This window comes from Peribacillus sp. NJ11 (genome assembly GCF_030348405.1).
Lineage (GTDB): Bacteria > Bacillota > Bacilli > Bacillales > DSM-1321 > Peribacillus.
The window spans coordinates 3,631,129-3,656,593 of record NZ_JAUCFO010000001.1 but is presented as its reverse complement, the minus strand read 5'-3'; the positions used below and the strand labels follow the sequence as shown (position 1 = coordinate 3,656,593).

The window sequence follows — 25,465 nt, the reverse complement described above, 5'->3', positions numbered from 1 at the left end:
TCTCCCCCTTCCTATCTAGAGCGCCTTATTATTCTGCTTTTATTTTTCCAACGAGCTCTTCTGCCCAGTCATTTTCCTCAAAGACTTCATCATAAACAGGTTGAGATGCTTTTAACATTTTTTGTGAAAAATCTTCGTCAGGCTTAGTGAACTTGATACCATTATCCTTAAGAAACGCTTTGTCATCGTCGTAACTTTTTTCCATCAAATCAAACTCATATGCTGCCGACTCTTTTGCTGCTTTTTGAATGATTTTTTGTTGTTCCTTTGTAAGACCGTTAAAGAATTTGCTATTAATAATGTAAATATTGGGGCTGAACATATGCTTGGATTCTAGAACATCACTTTGAACTTCATTCCACCCCGAGGATCTCAGCGTGGCAATGGGATTATCTTGAGCATCCACCACCTTTTGTTCAAGTGCGGTAAAAACTTCTGAAATAGGTAATGGGCTTACGTTTGCCCCTAATGATTCACCTAATTTTATGTAATTAGGGATGTTCGGCATTCTAAGTCGAAGTCCATCAAAATCTTTCATACTCTTGATTGGACGATTGCTCGAAAACATCCTAAATCCATTTGCACTCCATGAAAGAGGTGTCACTCCATGTTTTGGATCAAGCTCTTCTGTCAATTCCTCTCCAATAGGTCCATTCAATACCTTCTTTACATGGTCGTAATCCCTAAATAGGAATGGCCATTCCGGAACACCCATTTTCGGAATGTCCGACTGCATGATCAGCCCGGGAACACCCATTTCGATTGTTCCGTTTCTGACACCGTCATAGAATTCTTTCTCTGCACCTAATGTACTGTTTGCATAAATCTGAACCTTAAGTTCACCATTACTCTCTTTTTCAACCATTTTTTTAAATTTTTCTTTTAAGGCAATGTTCTGAGGATGATTTTCGGCAAAATAATGTGCCACTTTAATCGTTTTCTTTTCAATTCCAGATCCGCTGGTTTTTTCTCCTTCACCACCACCACATCCTGATAAAAGCAATGCCGCTGCAAGAGTAAAGCCTGTGGAGAATACAAAAAGCTTTCTTTTTTTCAAATAAAACCCTCCCCAAAGTTTTTTGTAAGCGTTATCATAACGGACTGATATTAATTACTTCTCCATACTCTTGTATAAGCCAAAGGTGAAATCGTTTTATAATGTAAAACCCCGTTTTTGTTTTACTCAGAGTAAGGAAAACACTATACCGCTTATGACGTTTTACATTTGCATTTATTACTTTTCTAAAAACCGAAGAGTTTGTTCTATAATGTAAAACCCTGTTTTCGAATTCAGGATCTTACGTTGATTATAAGCTTCCATTTTTACTAATGTCAAACCATTTTTTGAATTTTATAACAATTTAAAAAATACTCCTTTTGTCACATATCAATATGTCAATCATTAAAACTTTTTAACCAACGCCCTTTCCAGTCAGGTAATTGCAGAATCAAAACAGGCAAGATGAAAGTTGATTTTTTCTATACTAGGATATTTCTAAGATAGGGAACCAAACAAAACCAAAGGTTCTACTTAAAGTACATTCTTCTACTCCTTTTTACAGAGCTTTGAGTAGGAATTTCGTTTTGCCAGCTGAATAATCAGCCTTCTCTTTAAGAATTGCTTTACTTTCCATTTGGTTAAGGCGACATTATTTAAACAATCATTACCACGGCTATAGTTTATCTTTTCTAATCCACTCTATCCTATTAGAAAAAGTTAGAGCCTTCGAATGAAAATAAGATAAATTTTTTACTTGTTAAAATTTTTTCGGGATATCAAATGATATGATGCTTTCGGCCAATATTTGATTTTCTTATTTGATCTTCCGCTTCATTAGATTGGTATTCGCTTGTTTAATTTTCCCCTTGTTATTAAGTATATTGACCCGCCCTTTTCCTTCAAAAGTTCATTTTCCACATTTTAATAGATTTACATCTTTTTCATCCTTGCCATTGATAAAAATTTTTTTATTGAAACCATTCATTATGAACCTCTCTTACATCCGGTTAAAAAACTCTACCCCAGGCTTTTAACAGGGACTCTTAAAGATATCTATTTATTACCGATATATAGAACATGCTGGTTAATATATAACACGGGAAGGAAAAGACAAAGATGAATAGACTTAGTACGAAAATAGGTTTTGTTCTTTTAGTAGGCATGATCGTTGCATTAATTGGAAGTTTACTTTTAATGTATAAGAGTACAAATGATACGGTAGAGAAAACAATAGCCACGAGCAGCTTAGACTTAGCAAGCAACATTGCTTAAGGCATTAATCCAACGTCTTATGCTGATTTTTTAAGTAATCAATCTGAAACCCCAACCTATTGGGAAATACGCGAACAGTTAAACGATTTTAAACAAAAAACTGGAGCACTATATGTATATACATTGGGGATTAATGAAAAAAGCGAAAAAGTTCATATTCTTATAGATGGAATGAATAAGGGAGATAAAAAGGCATCGCCAATTTTAACCCCTACAACCGTAACTGCATATCAGGATGTTGAAAGCGTTATGAAGGGAAAGGTTTCTACCACTTCCATTGTTCATGACCCTGATTATGGTGACTATTTATCCGTTTTTGTCCCAATAATGAAAGGAGAAGAGGTCATTGGAATATTAGGGGTAGATATTGATGCCAGCAAAGTCGATGCTACTGCCAGCAAGGTTCTTAATGGGATCCTTCCCCTAACAATAATAATCAATGTAATCTTAATGGCAATCATAGTGGGTGCTCTAATATGGTTCTTTACTAGAAAGTTAAGCCCCCTTCACAAGGTAAGCATGGCTGCAAAGGAAATCTCCAAAGGAAATTTATTAACAGCCAATGAGCTGATTGGCCAAACGAGGGTAAACGGAAACGACGAAATCAAGGTTTTAGTGTGAAATCCTTTGAAGAAATGATTACCAACACAATGATGCTCGTAAACTCCATGAAACAATCATCCTTACTGCTTTTGGATTCATCAAGTGATATCGAACACAAAATCAAAGAAATGGATATCTCTACACAATATATCGTTAAAGGCATTCAACAAGTTGCAGGAGCTACAGAAGTGCAATTGCACAGAAGTGAAGAATCATCTAGGGTCATCGAGGAAATGACCATGGGGATACAAAGAATTGCCGAAGCTTCGTCAGAAGTCAGTGAACAAACAAATCACGTTTCAACTAGAATGTCCATTGGAAATAAAGATATTAATGAACTCTCAAATCAAATTTTACAAGTAAAAGATGTTATGCTGCAAACAAGTTCAGAAATAAAAAAATTGGACGAACAAGCAAATGAGATTGTGAATATTGTACATTTAATTACAGGAATTGCAGAGCAAACAAACCTGCTATCATTAAATGCTGCTATTGAAGCTGCTAGAGCCGGTGAACAGGGTAAAGGTTTTTAGGTGGTATCTAACGAGGTACGGAAATTGGCAGTGGGCACCAAGGAATCTGCGATCAATATACAAGAGTCCCTGCTTAATTTTAAATCCATCATAAATAAATCAGTGAAAATGATGGAAACTGGAACGAAAGAGGTAGAGGAAGGGACAAAATTTGTCCTGAATACAAAAGAAACTTTTAAACGGACCATAAAATCTTTTGAGCATGTTAGTGATCAGATTCAAGAAATATCCGCCATTACCGAGCAAATGGCCGCAAGTTCACAGGAAATCAATGCTTCGATAGAAGAATTTGCTGGGTTAACGAAGGAAACAGCCATGGCTTCAAAGCACGTGGCACATTCAACCGATCAACAAGCAAAATCCATGGAGGACATCTCTTCCTCGACCTCATCAATGGTAAAACTCGCTAATGACCTAGAAACATCTGTTGAACAGTTTAACGCGTGAAAAACTTGAACCACTATTCTTTTACTAACTAAAAAAAGGGATTTTGCTATTAATGCAAAATCCCTTTTTTATATTTTACCTAGTTGATTTTAGCTTTAAATCACCTTCATAAGGGATATGTTCAACTGTTATCGTTATTTCTTTTCCATCTTTATCTTTACCGATTCTTTTATAAGTGAATTTATTTTCATTAAGTTCTGTAAGTTCAAGAACTGCGCCATATTTATTTTTCCCTTGTGAAACATGGGCTCTTATCTTATTTCCATGTACAACATCGTAATAGCCGTAATCACCTCGGCTTTCACCGGTTTTAGCATCAAAAAATTCATACTTATTTGTTTTATCATCATATTTTGCTAGACCTAAATAATTCGAATTATAGCTAGATACATCATTTCCCTCTTCATCCAACGCCACTGTTCCTTGCCATGGGGTGCTAGATAAAATTTTGTCTCCATCAACGTCTGTATCTACTTCCCCTGTGTAAGTTTCCAAAGTTTTATCTGGATCAGTAAATGTAAGTTCTGTTTCATTATAAGGAATATGATCAACAAACACCTCTACGTCGTTACCATTAGCATCTTTACCCATTCTTTTATAGGTAAACATATCCTTATTCAGTTCTGTTATTTCAACAACAGCTTGGTAACCCATTGATTCTGAAATTAACACTCGCATCTTCCCGTTGGTGATAAAGAATGTTCCTTTATCACCACGACTTTTTTTTGTATTTTTATCAAAAAATTCATATCTGGATGCTTCATCGTCATATTTCGCAAGTCCAATAAAGTTAGCATTCTCCATTGTTAAGTCATTATTATTCTTATCATAAACTTTTGTACCTTGCCAATTCGTGCTACTAAGGATTTTAGTCAATTCCTGTCCTTCGGTTAACTTATTTTCTTGTTTACTCTCTTTAGCAGTTTGTTCATGTTTCTGTGCACTAGGATTGTCTTGTGCGTTTGTGTTACATCCCGTTATGGTCAATGTTAACCCCAGTAGTATAGAAGATGAAATTTTTGCTTTTTTATTCATTTTTTTGTCTCCTCATTGTATATTGTTGTATTTATTATTTAGTAGTGCAATTATAGATTCATCTATGATCTGGTTATTTTGCTCCTGCTTTTAGTAAAATTTGTTCAATCTCTTTAAATCCTTTCTTGCGTGCATGTTGTAAAGGGGTCACATTATTTTTATCAGGAATGTTGACATCAGCCCCATGATCTATCAACAATTGCACTGTTTGTTGCTGGTTCCCATCACCATTATTCAAAATGATGGCTTCTAGCAAAGCTGTCCAACCGAGATCATTTACATGATTGATATCCATATCAGTAGTAACAAGTTCTTTAATAATATCCACGTATCCATGTTCCGAAGCTGGGATTAAAGCCGTTCCACCATACCTGTTAGTAATTGTCGGGTTGGCACCTGCTTCAATCGTAAGTTTTAGAATATCTTTAAAACCTTCTGCACCGGCATACAAGAAAGGGTTATTTTCCATGTTATCCTGGATGTTGACGTCGGCACCCGCTTCAATTAGTATTTTTGCAGTCTCTACATCATTGATATAAGTCGCAATCATAGTGGCAGTTCGCCCTTCTGAGTCCTGTGTATTAATATCTGCACCTTGCTCGATCAACCTTCTTACCGTTTCCGTGTCTTTACGTTCTGCAGCTTGGATCAGTTGTTCATTCATACCTTTGCCTGTCTCCTTTTCTTGTTTATTTAGCTCTCTTTCATTATCTAAGACACATCCTTGAAGGAAGAAAAGGCATCCAATGAAAATTGACAGCCGTCTCCACATGAAGCACACCATCCTGTAATTATTTGTTATTATTTTTGCGCTTGATCCATAAATCAAAAGGCTTTGAACGCCTTTTGCTATTACGTGCGATTTGGGATTAAGCAGCTTTTCTTTTATGGGAAGCAGCAAACTTGCGGGCGGCCATCGTATGGCCCCTGACACATAGGACAAGGTTCGCCCCTGGATTAAAGTCTAACTGTTTCAGAGAAATCGCTTCCCATTTTACGGTACGCTTCTTGAATTACTGTCATTCCACGTGATTTTTCGGGTCATTTGGTTCCATTAATCAATAGAATCGGTAGCAATGAATTAGCCACTTCCTCCTTTTTCAGTTATACTGATGTGCCAATAAAATGGCTTGTTCTATCCATGAGGATTTTTTCTCCCTTTTAATTTTTAGTCGCTTTGTTATTCCGTCTACATTATGATAGTGCTTATTCTTAAACTCCCTCTAAACAATTTCTTAAAAAAAGATTAACTTATTAATAAAATTTCTTAATGTTTATAAAAAAATCCCGCCACCTTCGTGACGGGTCATAATACATACTATTTAAACATTAAAACGATATCCTGCTCCCCAAACGGTTTCCAAAAATTTAGGATGTGCAGGATCTCTTTCAATTTTTTCACGTAGTTTCCTGATATGGACGGTGACAGTCGAAACATCTGCAGCCGATTCCAATCCCCAAATATTTTCATAAAGCTGCTCTTTGCTTAATACTTGATTCGGATGCATGACAAAAAACACTAACGTATCGAATTCCTTAGTTGTAAACGGGATCACCTCTCCGTTTATATGAACTCTGCGTGCTGACTTATCTATAGAAATTCCATGAACATAGATTGAATTGGATTTGGGGTGACTTCCTGATAAACGTTCATAACGCGCTAAATGCGCCTTCACTCTTGCAACTAGTTCACTTGGACTAAAGGGCTTTGTAATATAATCATCTGCCCCTAGACCAAGCCCCCGAATTTTATCGATATCTTCCTTTTTGGCGGAAACAAGCAATATCGGGATATTTTTGACGGCACGTATTTGTTTGCATATCTCAAATCCATTCAACCCTGGAAGCATGATGTCCAAAATGATTAAATGATAATTTACTTGAAGGGCCTGTTGGAGACCTGCATCACCTGTATGTTCTATATCGACACTAAAATCATTAATTTCCAAGTAATCCCTTTGCAATTCTGCAATACTGACTTCGTCTTCAATAAGTAATATCTTTTTCAAATTTCCTCACCTTTCTTTATGGAAAAGAAGACACTTGTACCCTTTCCTATCTCACTAGTAGCCCAAATATCTCCTCCATGCTCGCCGATAATTTTTTTCGCGATCGCAAGTCCTAAACCACTTCCACCTGTCCGAGAATTTCTAGATTGCTCAGCACGGTAAAAGCGGTTAAAAATATAAGGCAAAGCAGAAGATTCTATTCCATAGCCATTATCTGTTACTTGTACAACTACATCATATAGTCCTTCATGCAGAGAAATGGAAATGTGTTTTTCATCTTTATTCATATACTTTACACAATTGCTGATTAGATTGGCCAATACGCGTTTTAATTTCTCTCTATCCGCTGTCACATATATCGGTTTATTCATCACATGAAGTTCAATCTGAATTCCTTGTTGAAGTAAATCCAGTTGAATTTCTTCTACGTAGTCTTTCAAATATTTATCTAGTCTGACCGTTTCAAAAGTGAAGGGTTCTTTTTTTAAATCCAGCTTGGAAAATAAAAACAATTCATCTATCAATGAATCCATATCTCTTGCTTTTAGGTAAACAGTCGATAAATACTTGTCCATTTTCTGCGGGGTGTTTGCTACCCCGTCTTTTATCCCCTCAACATATCCCATAATCGAAGTGATCGGTGTCTTCAAATCATGAGAAATATTGGAAAGGAGTTCTTTACGATTTTCCTCATACTGAAGCTGAATGTTTACGGACTCTTTTAACTTTTTTCTCATTTCCTCAAACGCTCTATTCAATTGTCCGATTTCATCATTCGAAGACGCTTTGATTTCAAAGTTTAAATCTCCTGATTTTATCCGCTCTGCGCCTTCTTTAAGTATTGAGATGGGTTTGATGATGCTTCGTGAAACTAAATAATTTAAAAGTCCTATAATCATTACAAACAATAATAGCAATAGAGCGAATAAAATGGGAAACAATTCCCGAGTCAACTCGGCATAGGAACTTGCCTTTCTCAATACAAAAATACTTCCTTCACTTTTATCCGAAAAATAAAAATCAAACTTCACATATGTGAAAAAAGAGTCTTTCATTTTGATTGTGTCCCGCGTATTGATGTTCGTTTCTTCGAACTTGGGAAGTGATGGAACCAATCCTATCTTATCTAGTGTTGGGGAAGCATACTCAATGTTTTTATCTTTTCTAACGACAATCTTAATATCCTTATGTTCAATCTTCTTCATTTGTTCTTCGTTTAGAAGCTGCTCAGGGTTATTTTTTGCCAAAAGCTTTAAATCGAGAAACACACTTTCCTCTACTGCAGTCAAAGGTTTTTGGAGATAAGATTTTTTGTATAAATGCTCTATCGATTTCACATCACCTGTTATTGCAAAAATAAGTAAAAATCCGGCTGCTAAAAATAAGGCGATGGAAATAAGGATTACTCCAACGTAGGACAACAGAAACCTCATTTTAATTGACAAATATTTTCACCCCGTTTCGATCTCACGTTTACTCTTTTTAGAATGTTCATCATTTATCTAATGTTCTTGTCGGCAACATACTGTTTCCCACGATAATTTTTCTAGAACTAAAAGAACCATATCACACAAATCTTAAAACTTTCTAAAATACATAGAAAAAATCCCTAAGATTTGTACTATAATCGATTCAAACAGAATCGCTTATAACAAAGAAAATCTGTGGTATCCAGCAAAATCCATTTGGTAAAAATTAGTTTTTCATTCTTCCTTTTATAATCATCGTATAGTTCATAAATTATCCAATAATTCTTAATAACTATAACTGCCCTATAGTTCCCTAAGAAAAGGTTGCCGCCTGTTTTTCAAGATGTATACTAACCGATGTATTTCTTGCATTTTGCCTCGATTGGCAGCTGTCAAAATAAAAGCTCAGCAATGTTTCCATTTCCTTTTACAAAACCAGATACAACGGCACCTTACATTTTGAATATAAAAACCCCAAAAACGAGTAAAGTTTATTAGAAGTATGATATTTACGAAATGGCGAAGGTTAGCGTTTAAGTAAACAAAAAATGCCGGTTTTCAAAGTGCATCATGGAATGTATTAAATGGTATCGTAAAATAAAATTCCAAGAGCAGTTCCTTGGTACAAAATTCAGAACGGTAAGGAAACAAAATATGTACACGCTAAATATCTAACGAACTTCCGATAGCTTATCAAAATTTTCGGGGATTGAAAAAGATCATGTTTAAAATTCTGGTCTTTTTCTGATTTTTGTCATTGTAAAGATATTAATCAAAATGGATTCTTTTCTGTGATTTATATATAGAAATAGATTGATTTTTTAGTGTACAACCTCTATCTCTTTTACATAATTCTTGGTAGTTTACCAAATAATAAATAGCCTCATCAAATTTTTGATGAGGCTGGCCATTACGTATAGGTTTTATAGTTTTATCTCTATAACCAATACATCTTTATGGGAATTCTTTAGTTTTGAACGGCTCTGGTATAATAATATTCTTCAAGAGTAATTCCGTTGCTCATAATGGTTTGAGCTGTTGATTTGCCTACATATCGAAGGTGCCATGGTTCATATTTATACCCAGTAACTGATTCTTTTCCTTTAGGGTATCGGATAATAAAGCCATAATCATCTGCATGTGCCTGAAGCCATTTTGCTTCTTTAGTACCTCCAAAGCAATCCTGTGCCGCGCATTTACCATTTCCCCCTGTCACATCAATAGCGAGGCCTGTTTCATGCTCACTTGTTCCAGGTATCGCACTGTATGTGGTAGCTTTTGCATAACCATCCCTTTTTACATAATAATCAAATAGAGCAACTTGTGTAGCATGTGATCTGTATGCAGATACACCGAGGAGACTTACTCCCTGCTTCTTCGATTCCGCAAATAATTTGTTAATGGCAGCAGCTGCTTCACTTCGCATTTTTCTCTTTTCTGTCTTTTCTTTAAAAGTAAACGGTATCGACGTATATACTAAGTCTTTTGGTACATAATTTTCTGGTAGCTTATTTTTTTTATTGACTAGAACTGGAATACTTTCAGGCTTTGCAACAACCTGTATGGCGTCAGAAGAAGGAGGGGATACCTTTACATATTGGCTACTAACATAACCTGTTTGACCGTTAATGCTAACTTTTAGCCAACCATTCGCATTTTTTCCAGTTACCGATAGCTTTGTGCCCTGTTTAACGGTTGCTATAATTTTATTAGTTGTAGAAGGACCTGTACGGACATTCAGGTTAGCAGTTGCTGTATAGGTTACAGTAGCTGTACTAGAGCCAGAGTTTGATATTTTTACATATTTACTACTAACATAACCTGTTTGACCGTTTATGCTAACCTTTAGCCAACCATTCACGTCTTTTCCAGATACCGTTAGCTTTGTGCCCTGTTTAACGGTTGCTATAATTTTATTGGCAGTAGAAGGACCTGTACGGACATTCAGGTTAGCGGTTGCTGTATGGGTTACAGTAGTAGCTGCATTGACTACACTTGGTGCTAACCCCTTAAAATTTGCATGGTTAAAACCGATTAAACCTGTACATAAAATAGTAAAAGCAAAACCGGTAGCTAGCAATCTTTTGTTTAACGTTACTTTATTTAGTTTTGTCATTAGAACACCTCAACTTTAAGATAAATCGTTAAGCAATTAATGTCACTGGGTCATTCTTCCTATTTCCAATTTGAATGATTATAGGTTAGGTAATATAAATATTTGAAAACAAAACGAACCCCCATTTAAACTATCAAATATGTGCGTTCTATAATTACAGAACTAACGCAAAGCTCTAAAATCCCTATATCAAATTGTATTAAAGTCCACCATCTAAACCGTCAATCTTCACTCCCCTACTCCAATCACGATCGATTTTTAATTCATTTTTTATGGTGGATAGGGTTAGTTCTCCTTCTTTCTCATAAATTTTAGATGAGTTCTCGTCATAAACTTTAAATTTCATTATATATAAGTAATCTATTGTGCCATCATCATTTTTGCTTTGTTCTTCAAGTTTCACATCTTGTACTTCAATACTTTTTTTAATTTGTTTGGATACCAATTCTGGTATTTGAAATTTACGGTTTGCGATTTCTGCATCCTATTGTTCTTCTGTTAAATATACTTTAATATTTTCTGCGATTTCATCAAAAGTTGGGGGATTGGATGGATCTTTAATGGTATATAGTTCTGCACTATAATCTATAAATAATTTTTCTGCCTCTTCTACATTGACCACATTTTCCTCTTTATCAGGTTTCTCCTCTTTTTCCTCACCATTTTCTTTGACCACATCTATGTTACAAGCAATTAAACCAAGAAATACAAACAAAAACAATAAACTAAGAATTTTCCTTATGATAGTCGACGCCACCTCATTTCCAGCAAATGTGCCTACACTCTACCTATTCTATTCAAATCGTGAATTATCCTTGTTAAACTAATCAGCCCAGATAGAGGCATAAAGAAAAAGCTGCCTTATAGACAGCTCCGATCTACAACTAAGGATGCGTTAGTTTAATAGCATTAGGATTTTAACTTTAATAAAGAATATAGATTAGTATCAAATGAAACATCATTTTGGTACATATAATTTCTCAATATCCCTTCTTTTTTGAAACCTAAATTTGTCAACAACTTATCGGATGCTTTATTTTCAATAAAAACAATTGCTCCAATACGCGTTAAGTCAAGCTCTTCAAAACCATAAGAAATCACCTTGCTGACAGCTTCTGTTGCATAACCATTACCCCAATAATTTGGGAAAAGTGCATAGCTCAGTTCTGCTCACTTATGTTCATGAGACCATTCTTGAAATCCGATTGTTCCAATGATGCCATCCATCCCTTTCAATTCAATTCCCCATTTAATACCACGTTTTTCATCGAAATTCTTAGAAAAATTCCTAATTATTTGCTTCACTTGATCTGTATTTGTTAATGGAATTTGCCCATAATATCGTAATACATCTGGATTGGAAAAACATTTTAATATATCTAATGCATCACCTTCAACCAATTCTCTCAAGACCAACCTTTTTGTTTCTAATATAGGAAACATTTTTCCACTCCCTTTGCTTAAAACTAGATTCCTCTAAAAAATCATGGCCTATTTCGATCAGAGGCGCTTCTCAATAACACCCGTACAAACTACCCTGGCTACTGAGATATCAGATTTCCATTTTAAAGAAAGGTCAACCAGTCTGAACCGGCTAACCTTTTAATAAGAACGCACCCTTTAGCTTTTTAAGAGCTTGATTGTAAACTCACTTTTGTTCTTCCATGGTTTCCTACCTATAAACATATTTCATGATGTATGGGTTTCAATGAATATATTCCTCTGCCCTGATGTGATTGGATAGAGCTTCATTTATTAGGATTTGCTGTAATGTTCCATACTTATTACGACATTTCCCTTCTTGTGTCCTTTCTCGACATATCTATGGGCTTGAACTATTTCTTCAAACGCATAATATCTGTCAATGACCACTTTTAACTTCCCCGCCTCAACAAGTTCTTTGAGGAAGTTTAGAGCTTCGGGGGTTTCAGGTGAATTTTGACTCAATATCAGCTTCTTGCTGGTTGTCAATTTAGTCCATAGCATTCGAACACCGGGTAACGGTACGGTGACATTTAGATAGGTTCCGTCCTTCTTCAGCGATTTCATACAAGCTGAAAATGGACTCTTGTTTACAGCTTCAAAGATAACATCATAGGTCTCACCATCTCTGGAAAAATCCTCTGAAGTGTAATCGATGACCTTATCGGCTCCAAGAGATTTTACCAATTCTAAATTCGTGGTACTGCAAACCCCGGTAACTTTTGCTCCGAAATACTTGGCAATTTGTACTGCATAACTTCCTACACTTCCTGAAGCACCATAGACAAGAACCTTTTGACCACTCTGAATGTTAGCTTTTCTAAGATAAAACAATGCTGTACGCGCCCCAATTGGAATGGATGCGGCTTCCTCAAAAGATAAATTATTGGGTTTAATCGAAACTGGTCCGTCTTCAGGCAGGCACTTATACTCGGCATAAGCACCATACCCCACTTGGGAAGCTGCAAAAACCTGGTCACCTGCTTTAAACAACTTGACATCTTTACCTACTGACTCAACTTCCCCAGATAACTCCAAGCCCAAAATGGATTTCTTGGGATGTCGTAATCCCATTATTATTCGAGCAGGCAGCCAAACAGAGAGGGGAACTGTAAAGCTCCGTGACCGAATATCCCCCATTGTTACCGTTGTCGCTTTCACTTTCACCAGTATTTCATTTTCCTTAGGAGCAGGCTTTTCTACCTCTTTCAGTTGAAGAACGTCAGGGGGACCGTACCTTGTGTACACAATTGCTTTCATTAATCCTCCTCCAATTCGTTAAATTCACTTAATATCTACGAATCTTCAATAACTGTTCTTGAACTATCTTGCTCCGTTAGCATTCCTGTAGAGGATTATATATCGGCTTTGAAAAAAATAGAGCCCCTCAGTATGATGAGCGTACACAAACCAAAACTCATCTTAAGGAGGAGCTCACGAACAACATATAGATATGAAGCGTTGAGACATGGGTGAGTAAGATCTCCGAGGATGTCGTCAGAAAGTAAGCAGAAAATGGAATATTAAGGAGTTTAGCTTGAATTTAAGTATTGCACTCTTTGAATTATTCCGCATCCTCTCCAATAAGCGATTTTGAATAATCTCTTTAAACGCGTTTACAATAGCTTACTCGGATTCTTGTATCTTCATGCCTCTTATAAGTACTTCAGCCACCTCAAGACGCATTAACTCAAGTTTTCCTCCGAACATCAGCAGGTATATCATCTTTTTCGTTCACCGACAAGAGAATGCAACGGATTCCAATGCAGTTTTTGCAAGTATTCATGTTCTCGGTATACAGGATTCCTCGTTCTATATCTCTTTTTACCAAATCTAAATAACGGCAAATGTTTATCCCATTCTCAATTACTTCATTAAAATTGGATCTGTTTGATTCCTTTTGAAATGTCATTTTGAAATTGTCGTTTATCTAGTCATTATTGATTGAACTCCATTCAAATCCTATTAAAAAAACTATATATCCTCGTGAGGACATATAGCTTTTTATCATTTTTGGAATTGTAATTGATGCAGATTGGCAAAAATGCCCCCCTGCTTAAGTAAATCATCGTGTCCGCCCTCTTCAGCAATCCCTTCTTCCGTAACTACAACGATTTTGTCAGCGTTTCGGATAGTTGCCAATCGGTGTGCGATGATTAACGTTGTTCTGTTTTCAGCAAGTTCAGTAAGGGCCTGCTGAATTATTCTTTCCGTTTCTGTATCAAGTGCAGAGGTTGCCTCATCGAGAATTAATATTGGCGGATTTTTCAAAAACATCCTTGCTATTGCAATTCGTTGTTTCTGTCCTCCCGATAATTTCAAACCACGTTCTCCTATTTGTGTCTCATAACCTTCTGGAAGTCCTTCAATGAAAGTCTCTAAATGGGCTTTCCTTGCTGCTTCCAGAATTTGTTCATCCGTTGCATCAAGCATTCCGTACGCAATGTTCTCTTTTACAGTTCCTGTAAAAAGAAACACATCTTGCTGGACAATGCCAATTTGTGACCTCAATGACTTTTTCGTCATCTCACGAATATCGATCCCATCAATTGAAATTGAACCGGCATTAACATCATAAAATCGTGGGATCAATGAACATATGGTCGTTTTCCCTGCTCCTGATGGCCCGACAAAAGCGATGGTTTCACCTGCTTTAATAGTAAGATCAATACGTTTTAAAACGGATTTTTTGTCTTCATAATTAAAAGAAACGTCCTTAAAGGAAATATCCCCTAATAGGGTAGTTACCGCGATTGCATCCTTTTTATCCTCGACATCAGGCGCGACATCCAGAAGTTCCGTAAAACGCTTAAAGCCGGCCATCCCTTTTGGATAGAGTTCCATCAACGCACTTATTTTGTCGATTGGCTTAAATAATACGTTAACATACAAGACGAATGCAACCAATTCACCATATGAGAGCTGCCCATGAAAAGTTAGCCAGGCTCCCATCACCAACACGGCAAGGGTCATAAACCTCGTCATCATGTATATGCCTGATAAGCTAAAGGACATTACTTTATATCCTAGAAGTTTAGCTTTACGGAATCTGCGATTATTAGTAGAAAATCTTTTCATTTCATATGTTTCATTCGTAAAGGATTGTACAACCCTCACACCAGAGACGCTATCTTCCACACGGGCATTTACATCTGCAACTTCTGTATACATCTTCTTCCAGGCTTTATTCATCTTTAAATTACTTATGACAATTAGTAAAACGAGGAATGGTAAAATACAAACCGATATGAGTGCCAGTTTCACATTGATTGTCAACATAATCCAAAATGCGCCTATAAAAGTCATGAAGGCAATGAATAAATCTTCGGGACCATGGTGAGCAAGTTCACCAATATCGAACAGATCATTGGTTATGCGGCTCATGATATGACCGGTTTTCGTGTTATCAAAAAAACGAAAAGATTGTTTTTGCACATGTTCAAATAATTCCTCACGCATATCAGTCTCAATATTTATACCCAATTTGTGACCCCAATACCCTACGATGAACTGTAAGAAGGTACTAATGATATAAAGAAGGAACAAACCGGCACTTACCGTAACAATTGCCGACCAATCGTCCCCAGGCAGCAGTGTATCTATAAACCACTGAACGGCTAGCGGAAATGCAAGTTCAAGTACAGCAACGACCACTGCACTGAAGAAGTCAATAATGAATAACCGCTTATGCGGCAGGTAATATGAAGCAAAACGTCGAATCATCAAATTTTTCTCCTTTTATACATATATTAAGGAGTATAATTCCATATTCAATAATCAGCAAGCATTTCAGAACCTCCATGTTCATATTATGGTAAAATCATCTATATAAACCAGCCCAACCCGGCTCAAGCATTCTATTAAATGAAGGAGTGAATCCAGTGTAAATAAAAAAATCCATTCTAAATATCAATGGACTTTATTCTCGCAAAAGGATGGTATTCATGAAAAACACATCTTTTCGGTCCCTGTGGATAGGTCAGGCGTTTGCAAATCTAGGGGATATATTTTATGTAGTCGGGTTGATTTCACTATTATATACCTTAACGGGATCGGCTTTTTATTTGAGTTTGCTCCCTTTCACCACAACGATTTTTCGATTTATCAGCAGTCTGCTTGCCCCCGTTGTCATTGACAGGTTTCCTTTAAAAAGAATCCTTGTACAATCTCAATGGTGGAAAACTATCTTACTCGGTGTCCTAGGAATCTATATAACAAATACCAATCATGGTATTGCTCTTCCGGTTATATTCTTCATTGCCTTGATTTCATTATTGGATGGAGTCGCTGCCCCGGTTAGCGCAGCTTTGGTTCCACAATTAGTTCCAATGGAAGAACGGATGAAAGCGAATGGTTTCTTGAATGTGGTCACCCAGATCATCTTTGTAGCAGGATGGCCACTCGGTTCCGTTTTATTAATAAGTACCAACAGCAGTATCATTATTTGGCTAACGGTCATACTATTTGCCGGTTCAACATTCTATACAGTAAAAATTGAAGTCTCAGGACAAACAACGGACACTGTTCATCCGTCAAACTGGGATTCGATTAAATCCGGATGGGTGGCGATTCGCCAAATCCCAACTATCCGTACACTCATTTCCATTGATTTTATCACAACTCTAGCTTCAAGCGTGTGGGTAGCTGCCGTTATATATGTGTATGTTGAACAGAACCTGCAACTTGGTGAGGAGTGGTGGGGATACATTAACACAAGCTACTTTATCGGCATGATTTTCAGTGGATTGATCGTCATCAGTTTTGCTAAGTCACTAGAAAAATATATAGGATTCTTCATCACTTTCGGCCTATTTCTCAGTTCACTGTTGATCCTGCTTTTTGGAACTACCAATATTCCTGCTTTGGCTTTGCTGCTGGCATGCCTGTACGGTCTTCCGGAACAAATCCGGGAAGTGATTTACACAAAGCTATTCCAAGACCATGCTTCGGAAAAGACTCTTGCGAAAATTTATTCAGTTTGGGGAGCGGTCATCAATCTTACATTTGCCGGTTCTGTCTTACTGCTGGGTTATATAACGGAAACATACAGTGTCAAAACAACGTTCCAATTTTCTTCCCTCCTGATATTCCTTGCCTTTCTTTATGCAATTTTTAAAAGGAAGGACTTACATAGGAAGGAGTTGCACTCAATCACTGTCAAGTCATCCAATATGCCTAGCTGATCTTGCATTCCTTTCGATTCACCGTTAAAGAAAAGGAGCCTTTTTTTTCCATGGCTCCTTTCTTTTTATTGGTTTCAAGGCCAGTCGAACACGATTGGCGCTCATAAATCTTGCTTGGTGTGATTGGCTTGGACCTGAAAAAAGTCACACAACCAAACAAGCAAAAATATCCTCAACTTCTCTTATCACCGCCCGCCCCATTCATTCTCTTTGATAATGAAGATATTCTGTTCGATAAACGCCCAATTCTGTGGGAATTCCAAACCTATCTGCCAATAAGTTGCACCTATCAGTTCATATGCATCAATCAATTCATATTTTGTACTTATCGAACGAATATCTTCAAACCACACAACATGATTCGAATTCTCTCTTCGATAAGTAAAGGTAGGTGAAGCCGCTGAAGTGTCAAAGGTGATTTCCGCCGCAGTTGCAATGGCAAGATTTTGGGCATTTTGAGCTGATAAAGCCTTCGTCTCATGGCTTGGGACTATCCAATCGTATCCATACATAGGAAATGCCGACTGCAATTTATACTCAGGTATTATCGACAATGCATAACGGAGAACCTCGCCCATCCACCAAATTGGGGAAATTGGTTCAGGCGGGCCAGTTGGATACCCATAATCAATGGTCATCACGGCAACAAGGTCGGCTGCCTCTCCAATCCCCCAATAATCATGACCGCCTACGATTCGATTATCAGGATTATCCGCTGTTTTTGCATGTACGTTCACATGCAGGATCAGTTCGTTCAACTCCACCTTTAATTCTTTTAAAAAAAGCACATAATCAGAACGTCTGGCAGGCGGGATGAATTCGATGTCCATACTGACACCCCCATAGCCTTTCTCCCTAACGAAATTCAGCATACTATTGATTAAATTCGCTCTGTATACTGGACTATTGAGGACACCACCCGCCAAGTCAGCATCAAAATCACCGTCTTTAAAGTTCCGGATCATCAATAGCGGCGTCACCCCGGTCTGCTCGCATTTCGCGATAAGGGGGAGATCATCACCATCAACGAATGCATAGCCTTCATTGGTAAAGGTATAAGCTACAATGGCTAAATAGGATAATTTATCACCATTCTCCTCAAGTGTTTCAAATACTACTCCGCCTGAAGCCGGAAAGGCAAATCCCAGCGTAATCAATTGATTTTTGTAAGGAGACGGTATCGAAATTTCCGTGCCGACCTTTAGCGAGTTCGCCACAAGTCCTGGATTTGCCTTCGTGATTGCCGCTGCACTCGTTCCAAAACGAATGCCGATTCCAGAGAGGGTATCATGACTTTTAATTAGATACCTCCGATTCACCACATTTTCATCAGGTATATACAGTGCCAGGCCAGGAACCAAAGCTGTTGATTCCAATCCGTTGACTTCAATTATCCTCGATGGGTCAACTTTATTTTTCGTAGCAATTTGCCAAAGACTGTCTCCTTTTTTTACAATAATGATCGTCATTCAAAACCCTCCAAACCCCCTCCAAAAAGTTTATGTTATCCAGGTAATTAGATAGAACGAATTATCATATTTCCTTATGATGATATCTTGGATTTTTAGTCTTCAGATGCAATATTTAAAAAAGAGGCTGTCCAAAAAGGACACCCCCCACGCTATAGGACATCAATTGATTTCTGTTTCAGCCATTCTTTCATACATCAAAGCAAATTCTTAATATCGTAGAACTTCCCATTCTCCAAATCTTCCACTTCCAGAAGCTTCAATAGTTTTTCTGCCACAAATTCGGGGCTCCTTAACATGCCCTTCTCTTTATAATCATGAAATTTGTCTCGATCGGAAAAGTCCCGTTCGTCTGCTGACCGGATTGTCTCTTGCATCTCCGTGTCCATTACACCTGGTGAAAAAGATATGAGAGACGTAGGGAAGGACACTTTACCCTGTTCCAACCCTGCAACACGGGTGAACATTTCTAGCCCAGCCTTGGTACTGCAGTAGGCTGCCCAACCATGATAAGGATTTTTTGCTGCACCTGAAGATATGTTCACCATTACCTTCTTTCTGTTCCAGTCCTTAGTCTGTTTAACGAATTCATCCGCCAATAGGATGGGTGCCATGAAATTCACCCGCATGCTGGTTTCCAAATTTACTTTACCAAGGTTTCCTACCGGCTTTATCGGTTCAATGACACCTGCATTATTAATGAAGTAAATGTCACTTGTTTCATCGACAGCAGCAAGTATCTCATTGACCAAGGAAGGTAACTTTTCAGTTTCATTCAAGTCCATCGATATAAAAGTAAGTTTCGTCCCGGATTTGTCAGCCATCTCCTCCATTTCAGGATGAGCTGTACGGGAAACTAAAATGCAATGATCACTTGTCCGCAAACATACCTTGGCAATCGCTGCACCTAAACCTTTTGAAGCACCTGTGATTATAAAAGTTTTCACGGCATTCCCCCCTTTTTTGAATCATTATCTATTGTACCAAAAGAAGCGGCCCTTATAGTAATGGGCCGCTTATTTATAAAGCTATAAAATCGGTGATACCAGCCGTGCAATGGACTCTTTAAAACGAATCCACTTTGAACGCTTTTCAAACTCTTCAATTGTAAGCTGCCTGCAGACTTCGACATCTTTATAAAAAATCCTTGTCAGTGTTTCGGCCATTCCTTCATCATAAATGAAGGCATTGACTTCAAAGTTCAATTTAAAACTTCGGACATCAATGTTAGCTGTTCCCACCGAGGAAACCTCTTCGTCCACCACGATCATCTTCGCATGAATAAAGCCGTTATCATAGATGTATATCTTAGCTCCCGCTCTTAATAACTGCCCTGCATTGTAAGTTGTTGCCCAATAAACGAAAAGGTGATCAGGTTTATTAGGAATCATTATCTTTACATCTAATCCTGATAAACAGGCAATCCTGAGTGCATCCAATAAACTTGCATCTGGTATGAAGTAAGGTGTTTGAATGAGAATCGATTTCTTTGCTGATGAAATTAATTTAATATAGCCATTTTTAATTTGTTCCCATTCAGAATCCGGCCCACTTGTCACTATTTGCAAATCTATATTGCCTTGAGGTTTTACAATAGGGAAATAATGAGGCTGATAAGTTATATCATGGTGCTTTGATGCCTGATTCCAATCAAGGATAAAACGGGTTTGAATGGCTTTGACAGCCGACCCCTTGATTCGAAGGTGTGTATCACGCCAATAACCGAATTTTGGATTAAGCCCTAAATACTCATCTCCAACATTAAAGCCTCCAACATACCCTACTTTTCCATCTATGATGACGAGCTTTCGATGGTTACGGAAATTCAGCCGTAAATTTATAAATTTTAATTTGGATGGAAAGAATGCCTCCACTCTTCCTCCAGCCTGCCTAAATTCCCTGAAGAAACGTTTAGTCATCCCTCTAGAACCCAGCTCGTCATAAAGCAGCCGAACTTTGACGCCTTCATTCGCTTTTTTAGTCAAAGCTTCAATGAATCGTTTACCCAGGCCGTCCCTTTGAATGATGTAGTATTGTATATGTATATGGTTTTCGGCCGCTTCAATATCTTTAAAAAGCTGGTCAAACTTATTTTTTCCTTCTGTAAAAATATCGACTTGATTATCTTCAGTAAGCACGGCATCATTGTTCCGGAGATGCATATAAATCAAATCACGGTAATTACTTGAAGAAGCATTTCGAAAAGGAAAATGATCCGTTGAAAGCTCTTCCATCTGTTTATCAAGGATTTCTTCAATCCCGATTTTCTTCTTGTCCTCCCATTGGAATAAGTGGGCGTGTCTTAAACTCGTACCAAAAAGAAGATATAAAATAAAACCGACTACAGGCAGAAAATATAACACCAATAACCAAGCCCAGGTCGTGCTCGCTTCCCTTCTTTCAAAAAATATGACAACCGTGGCAAATAAAATATTTAGAATGATGACGAGGCCCAGCAAAACCGATGTAACATGCGTAAATTCCATAGTATACCCTCACTCAATTTTTATCCCTTTAAGGATACCATGCAAATTCTTTATATCAAAGGATTTGCTTATCAGAAATGAAAACAGAGAATTCACAAAAATGGACCTCTTCCTGTAGAGGCCCATTTTAAAAAAATCCATCCACCCTGAACACTAAAAATCCTCAGGTTGGTCAGGGTGTCTTATAATCATTGCCTTAAAAATTTCAATTCAACAATAACAATAAAATATAATTGCTTACCGGCTTTTCACTAATAAATTAACAGCTTCTTTGACTAGCTCTTCGGGATTCTTTTCTCCGGTTTCATTAGCCTCCCTGACGCATTCTACAAGATTGGAACTTACTATTACTCCAATTGTCCTATCGATGGCAGATCTAGTGGCAGATAACTGCGTGACAACATCTCTGCAATCTTTGTTTTCCTCCATCATTTTCAATATCCCACGAAGCTGTCCTTCAATTCGCTTCACTCTATTTTTAACTTGCTTATCATATTCCATGTGAGGCCTCCTACCCTGCCAATTACTTATGAATTCTATCCAGACATCCATCATAAAACCCATTCAGTTTGAAATGATTGCTTAATAAAAATCTTACAATTTATAATACATACCACTAAGGTATAATTGTCAAGTGCCAATATACAATAACGATAGCTCCAATATGTAAATTCTATTTTTGTACAAGGAGACTTTGTGCAACTGCCTCAGAAAACTCGATCGTCATTTGGGGAACGTAGGTTTTTAACAAAGCATTGACGATAGGGGCTTTAGCTCCTTTTGCCGTAATCGCCAGACAGCCAGTCATTTTAGTCTGTCCATTTCCGCACTGTTCTGCTAAAAAATAGCCATGTCCATCAAATTTTTCATTTATTCCCTTAAGTTTAAATGTTACCTTATCGGGTTCCATCCATTCCAATATATTCACTTCAAGTTTAATTTTCTTCTTCATTAATCCCAATTCGCTTTTAAACTCCCAAATAAGTGTCCCCTCATTTATCATCTCATGATTGATATATCCTGGGACAAGAGGTGCCCAACGATCTATGACACTGACAAATCCCCATACCGTTTTTATTGAAACAGGTAAAATGATACTATGCACACCTTCTGACAAAGCAGTTCCCCCTTAATCATTCTACTTACATCTTTTTAATGTATGGCTGAACAATATTGATTAGAACGGTTAGATACCGAAACAAATTTTCACGATATTACATCTTGGATTTGTTTTATATACGAGTTAAAAGATTTGGATCATGAAAAACCTTCAACCATTCAAATTCAAAGAATCGCCCCTCTGAAATAACGGGACGATCCTTTTATGTCTTTTACTCATTAATCGGACGCAAATTCGACCGTATACATATTCAATCTTGGATCAGGGTTAATCCAGGCGCTCTCGAACACGAAGACCACTTTATAATTTACGTAATCAGTATAAGTGACATAATACATTCCTTCTTGCTCCTCTTCACTTACAGGTTCACCAATCAATCCCTTCAACTTAGATAAATGAATCGTTTGCAATTGCGGATCAAAATCCTCAATGGCGGTAATCGTTTTTCTACCTGTTGAGCCGTCATAGAGGAATCGGACATTACGGCTCCAATAATTAGCTGCAACTGTACTTAAATCTTCCGGTGTACCCCAGTCTTTTTCCACTTTCTTCAACGAATCACCTACAGAAAATGGTTTACTGTTAATGGATTGTTGGGATTCATAGGCTAATCCCATGATCTGCCTAATCAAGAGATCTGGCGTGGACTGTGATGATATTGAAGCTGAAGAAGCAAAAGCAGCCTGCCCACTAAACATGAAAAATGCCAGCATTAGCAATGTAAAGCTTCGGGTAAAACGATTCACTTGTTTCAAAGTTATCCTCCCTTTCTCGTGATAATGACTAATTACACTATTTTAACCGTTTTTAATTAGGGATCCCGAAGATTCAAGGTAATCCAGCAGTTCTATATATGCTCAATAATTGAGAATAATACCATCTTCAATCCTCTTAAACGTGTCATTCTTCACTCATAATAAGGACGTTATCTCTTCAACAAAATGAAAGTTTTTTGGAACAAAAATTATTTGCCGTTTGGAAACTGGGCTAAATAATACTGTGCAAATGATTTAGACTGTTACTGAATGAATTGTCTATATCATTCCATTTGGTTTTACCTTTACTATTAATATTCGTTGGAATTTTGGACACATGTCATTCGTACTAAAAAAAATCTTTTCAAAGTGATGAGCATTCCAAAACATTAAGAGCTGCTTTTTTGTTTCAGGAACGAAACCGGAAGAAGGGAATGAAGTAGCCATCATTTGCAGAGGCTACTGAATCTACCGTAAAAACGAATATAAATGCCTTTCTTCAAGCTATGAATTCCAGTTACAATCAGGGGACATTGCATTTTATACAGTTGTGACGTCTTGTCTTAATTTAGTTATTCCCATAAAACATAACACATCGTTACGATTTAGCTCTATCTCGATTTAATGACCCTTTCAATCGAAAGATTAATACCGATCATGCCATTTCAAGTGGACCACATTTATTCTAATTGTCCTGATTTTAAAACTACGACTAAAACAATTTTATTTAGTTAACTTGATGCAAATGGCGCCAGACACTGTCCAAACCCACACAAAAAAAACGGTTGACAGCGTTTTCTTATAAAGATAGTATATTTATTACAAGTTAACGATGATGGAGATTTGGAGACTCATGCTTTAATAGACCTTTTAAACAAAAAGGGCGCTATTTAAGTGTGGGTTTTTTTATGTTTCAACATCGATACTTAACTTGGTTCAAAATTATAATAAGGAGGAATTGGATGCTCAAATTATTTAAGCCTGCCCCACCAGTGGAAAGATTACCTGAAGGAAAAATTGATTCTGAATATAAGAAACTTAGATTACAAGTTTTCATCGGAATCTTCATTGGTTATGCAGCGTACTATTTAATTCGGAAAAACTTTACCATGGCGATGCCATATTTAAAGGAGGAAGGGTTTACAACTGGAGAGCTGGGTCTTGCATTATCAGCCATTTCGATTTCATATGGGATAAGTAAGTTTGTAATGGGAACTGTGTCAGACCGAAGTAATGCACGGTACTTCTTGCCAGTAGGGTTGATTCTTGCTGGAATTGTTAGCTTACTTATGGGCGTCGTTCCATTTTTCACATCATCGGTTGCAATTATGTTCATCATGTTATTCATTAATGGATGGTTTCAAGGAATGGGTTGGCCTCCATCAGGCCGAGTACTTGTTCACTGGTTTAGTGTTAGTGAAAGAGGGGGAAAAACAGCGGTATGGAATGTTGCCCATAACGTGGGTGGTGGCTTAATGGCACCATTGGCGATTGCAGGTGTCTCCATCTTTGCAACATTTATGGGTTCTTCTTATTCAGGTTATGAAGGGGTTTTTATACTACCTGCTATAGTTGCTATTATAATCGCAATCATTTCATTTATCTTAATACGCGATACACCACAATCAGTTGGATTACCTCCAATTGAAGAGTATCGTAATGATTTTCCAAATAAAATGAAAAAAACGTTTGAAACAGAATTGACAACAAAAGAGATATTATTTAAATATGTTTTAAATAACAAATGGGTTTGGGCAATTGCGATTGCAAACATCTTTGTTTATTTCGTCCGTTATGGGGTACTTGATTGGGCTCCGACCTATTTAAGCGAAGAAAAAGGCTTCAACATGGACGAGTCCAGTACGGCTTATTTCTTATATGAATGGGCAGGCATTCCGGGAACTTTATTATGCGGTTATATCTCGGATAAAGTTTTTAAAGGGCGTCGTGGACCGGCCGGGGTTGTCTTTATGCTAGGAGTATTAATCGCAGTCCTTGTTTACTGGTTTAACCCTGCAGGTAACCCAATGATTGATATTATTTCACTAATTGCGATTGGATTCTTAATTTATGGGCCTGTAATGTTAATTGGTCTACAAGCACTTGATTTAGTTCCTAAAAAAGCTGCCGGTACTGCAGCAGGACTGACTGGCTTATTTGGATATTTAGGTGGATCAGTAGCGGCTAATGCCATTATGGGATATGTAGTGGACTTTGCAGGTTGGAATGCAGGCTTTACATTAATAACAATTTCTTGTGTTCTGGCAGTAGTGGTTTTTGCATTTACATGGAATGTTCGTGGACAGGAAGTAGTAAAAGGCTAATACAGGAAACATTTAGCTCAAGCTTCCCCTTTAGATGTATTTCTAAGGGGGATTAATTTTTAGGACAATGGCCAAAAATACCACAAAATAAACTTACAATCTTCATTTATAATCTGAATATTCGGTTTTTTATCTTCGCACGCAGGTGTGCATATGAATGAG

The 25,465-nt window shown here is 37.3% G+C and carries 19 protein-coding genes and 2 pseudogenes; 4 read left to right on the top strand and 17 right to left on the bottom strand.

Features of this window, described 5'->3' with window-relative positions:
• Window positions 1-28 precede the first annotated feature (28 nt).
• Window positions 29-1,057, bottom strand: coding sequence for a TRAP transporter substrate-binding protein (locus QUF86_RS18100; protein WP_289316187.1), 1,029 nt, complete (start codon window positions 1,055-1,057; stop codon window positions 29-31).
• Between the two features lie 1,338 nt (window positions 1,058-2,395).
• Between QUF86_RS18100 and QUF86_RS18095 the strand changes: the two genes are divergently transcribed.
• Entirely contained in the window at window positions 2,396-2,893 is a 498-nt protein-coding gene (locus tag QUF86_RS18095; protein ID WP_289335096.1) for a hypothetical protein, read from the top strand.
• A gap of 14 nt (window positions 2,894-2,907) precedes the next feature.
• Window positions 2,908-3,855: pseudogene (locus QUF86_RS18090) on the top strand (methyl-accepting chemotaxis protein).
• Between the two features lie 75 nt (window positions 3,856-3,930).
• Here the strand turns inward: QUF86_RS18090 and QUF86_RS18085 are convergent.
• From QUF86_RS18085 to QUF86_RS18040, 10 genes and pseudogenes are all read right to left on the bottom strand, one after another.
• Complete coding sequence (locus QUF86_RS18085; protein ID WP_289316183.1) at window positions 3,931-4,890, bottom strand: DUF4822 domain-containing protein; 960 nt, start codon at window positions 4,888-4,890, stop codon at window positions 3,931-3,933.
• 73 nt (window positions 4,891-4,963) lie between these two features.
• Window positions 4,964-5,662, bottom strand: coding sequence for an ankyrin repeat domain-containing protein (locus QUF86_RS18080; RefSeq protein ID WP_289335094.1), 699 nt, complete (start codon window positions 5,660-5,662; stop codon window positions 4,964-4,966).
• A gap of 550 nt (window positions 5,663-6,212) precedes the next feature.
• Window positions 6,213-6,899, bottom strand: coding sequence for a response regulator transcription factor (locus tag QUF86_RS18075; RefSeq protein WP_289335093.1), 687 nt, complete (start codon window positions 6,897-6,899; stop codon window positions 6,213-6,215).
• Window positions 6,896-8,344: a sensor histidine kinase gene (locus tag QUF86_RS18070; RefSeq protein ID WP_289335092.1), complete on the bottom strand. Its 1,449-nt coding sequence runs from the start codon at window positions 8,342-8,344 to the stop codon at window positions 6,896-6,898. The genes QUF86_RS18075 and QUF86_RS18070 overlap by 4 nt, the downstream gene beginning before the upstream one ends.
• 991 nt (window positions 8,345-9,335) lie before the next feature.
• A complete protein-coding gene (locus QUF86_RS18065) occupies window positions 9,336-10,484 on the bottom strand; it encodes a D-alanyl-D-alanine carboxypeptidase family protein (protein ID WP_289335091.1) in 1,149 nt (382 codons plus the stop codon).
• A 199-nt stretch (window positions 10,485-10,683) separates the two neighbouring features.
• Window positions 10,684-10,887, bottom strand: a complete 204-nt coding sequence (locus QUF86_RS18060) for a hypothetical protein (RefSeq protein WP_289335089.1) — start codon at window positions 10,885-10,887, stop codon at window positions 10,684-10,686.
• A gap of 81 nt (window positions 10,888-10,968) precedes the next feature.
• A complete protein-coding gene (locus tag QUF86_RS18055) occupies window positions 10,969-11,205 on the bottom strand; it encodes a hypothetical protein (RefSeq protein ID WP_289335088.1) in 237 nt (78 codons plus the stop codon).
• Between the two features lie 188 nt (window positions 11,206-11,393).
• A pseudogene (locus tag QUF86_RS18050) lies at window positions 11,394-11,927 on the bottom strand (GNAT family N-acetyltransferase).
• A gap of 312 nt (window positions 11,928-12,239) precedes the next feature.
• The gene (locus tag QUF86_RS18045) at window positions 12,240-13,226 is read right to left on the bottom strand and encodes an NAD(P)-dependent alcohol dehydrogenase (RefSeq protein ID WP_289335087.1); all 987 of its coding nucleotides are present in this window, start codon (window positions 13,224-13,226) and stop codon (window positions 12,240-12,242) included.
• A gap of 747 nt (window positions 13,227-13,973) precedes the next feature.
• Window positions 13,974-15,689, bottom strand: a complete 1,716-nt coding sequence (locus QUF86_RS18040; protein WP_289316175.1) for an ABC transporter ATP-binding protein — start codon at window positions 15,687-15,689, stop codon at window positions 13,974-13,976.
• 221 nt (window positions 15,690-15,910) lie between these two features.
• Between QUF86_RS18040 and QUF86_RS18035 the strand changes: the two genes are divergently transcribed.
• Window positions 15,911-17,149, top strand: coding sequence for an MFS transporter (locus QUF86_RS18035; protein ID WP_289335086.1), 1,239 nt, complete (start codon window positions 15,911-15,913; stop codon window positions 17,147-17,149).
• 185 nt (window positions 17,150-17,334) lie between these two features.
• Here QUF86_RS18035 and QUF86_RS18030 read toward each other — a convergent pair whose 3' ends face one another.
• From QUF86_RS18030 to QUF86_RS18005, 6 genes are all read right to left on the bottom strand, one after another.
• Window positions 17,335-18,618, bottom strand: coding sequence for a LysM peptidoglycan-binding domain-containing protein (locus QUF86_RS18030; RefSeq protein ID WP_289335084.1), 1,284 nt, complete (start codon window positions 18,616-18,618; stop codon window positions 17,335-17,337).
• A gap of 197 nt (window positions 18,619-18,815) precedes the next feature.
• Entirely contained in the window at window positions 18,816-19,565 is a 750-nt protein-coding gene (locus tag QUF86_RS18025; protein WP_289335083.1) for a (S)-benzoin forming benzil reductase, read from the bottom strand.
• A gap of 81 nt (window positions 19,566-19,646) precedes the next feature.
• A complete protein-coding gene (gene cls / locus QUF86_RS18020) occupies window positions 19,647-21,104 on the bottom strand; it encodes a cardiolipin synthase (RefSeq protein WP_289335082.1) in 1,458 nt (485 codons plus the stop codon).
• A gap of 237 nt (window positions 21,105-21,341) precedes the next feature.
• Window positions 21,342-21,605, bottom strand: coding sequence for a metal-sensitive transcriptional regulator (locus QUF86_RS18015; RefSeq protein ID WP_283896419.1), 264 nt, complete (start codon window positions 21,603-21,605; stop codon window positions 21,342-21,344).
• Window positions 21,606-21,777: 172 nt separating this feature from the next.
• Window positions 21,778-22,221, bottom strand: coding sequence for an SRPBCC family protein (locus QUF86_RS18010; protein ID WP_289316170.1), 444 nt, complete (start codon window positions 22,219-22,221; stop codon window positions 21,778-21,780).
• A gap of 221 nt (window positions 22,222-22,442) precedes the next feature.
• On the bottom strand, window positions 22,443-22,970 hold the full coding sequence (locus QUF86_RS18005) for a DUF4309 domain-containing protein (RefSeq protein ID WP_289318363.1): 528 nt from the start codon (window positions 22,968-22,970) through the stop codon (window positions 22,443-22,445).
• Between the two features lie 971 nt (window positions 22,971-23,941).
• Here QUF86_RS18005 and glpT point away from each other — a divergent pair.
• Complete coding sequence (glpT, locus tag QUF86_RS18000) at window positions 23,942-25,303, top strand: glycerol-3-phosphate transporter (RefSeq protein WP_289335081.1); 1,362 nt, start codon at window positions 23,942-23,944, stop codon at window positions 25,301-25,303.
• Window positions 25,304-25,465 lie beyond the last annotated feature (162 nt).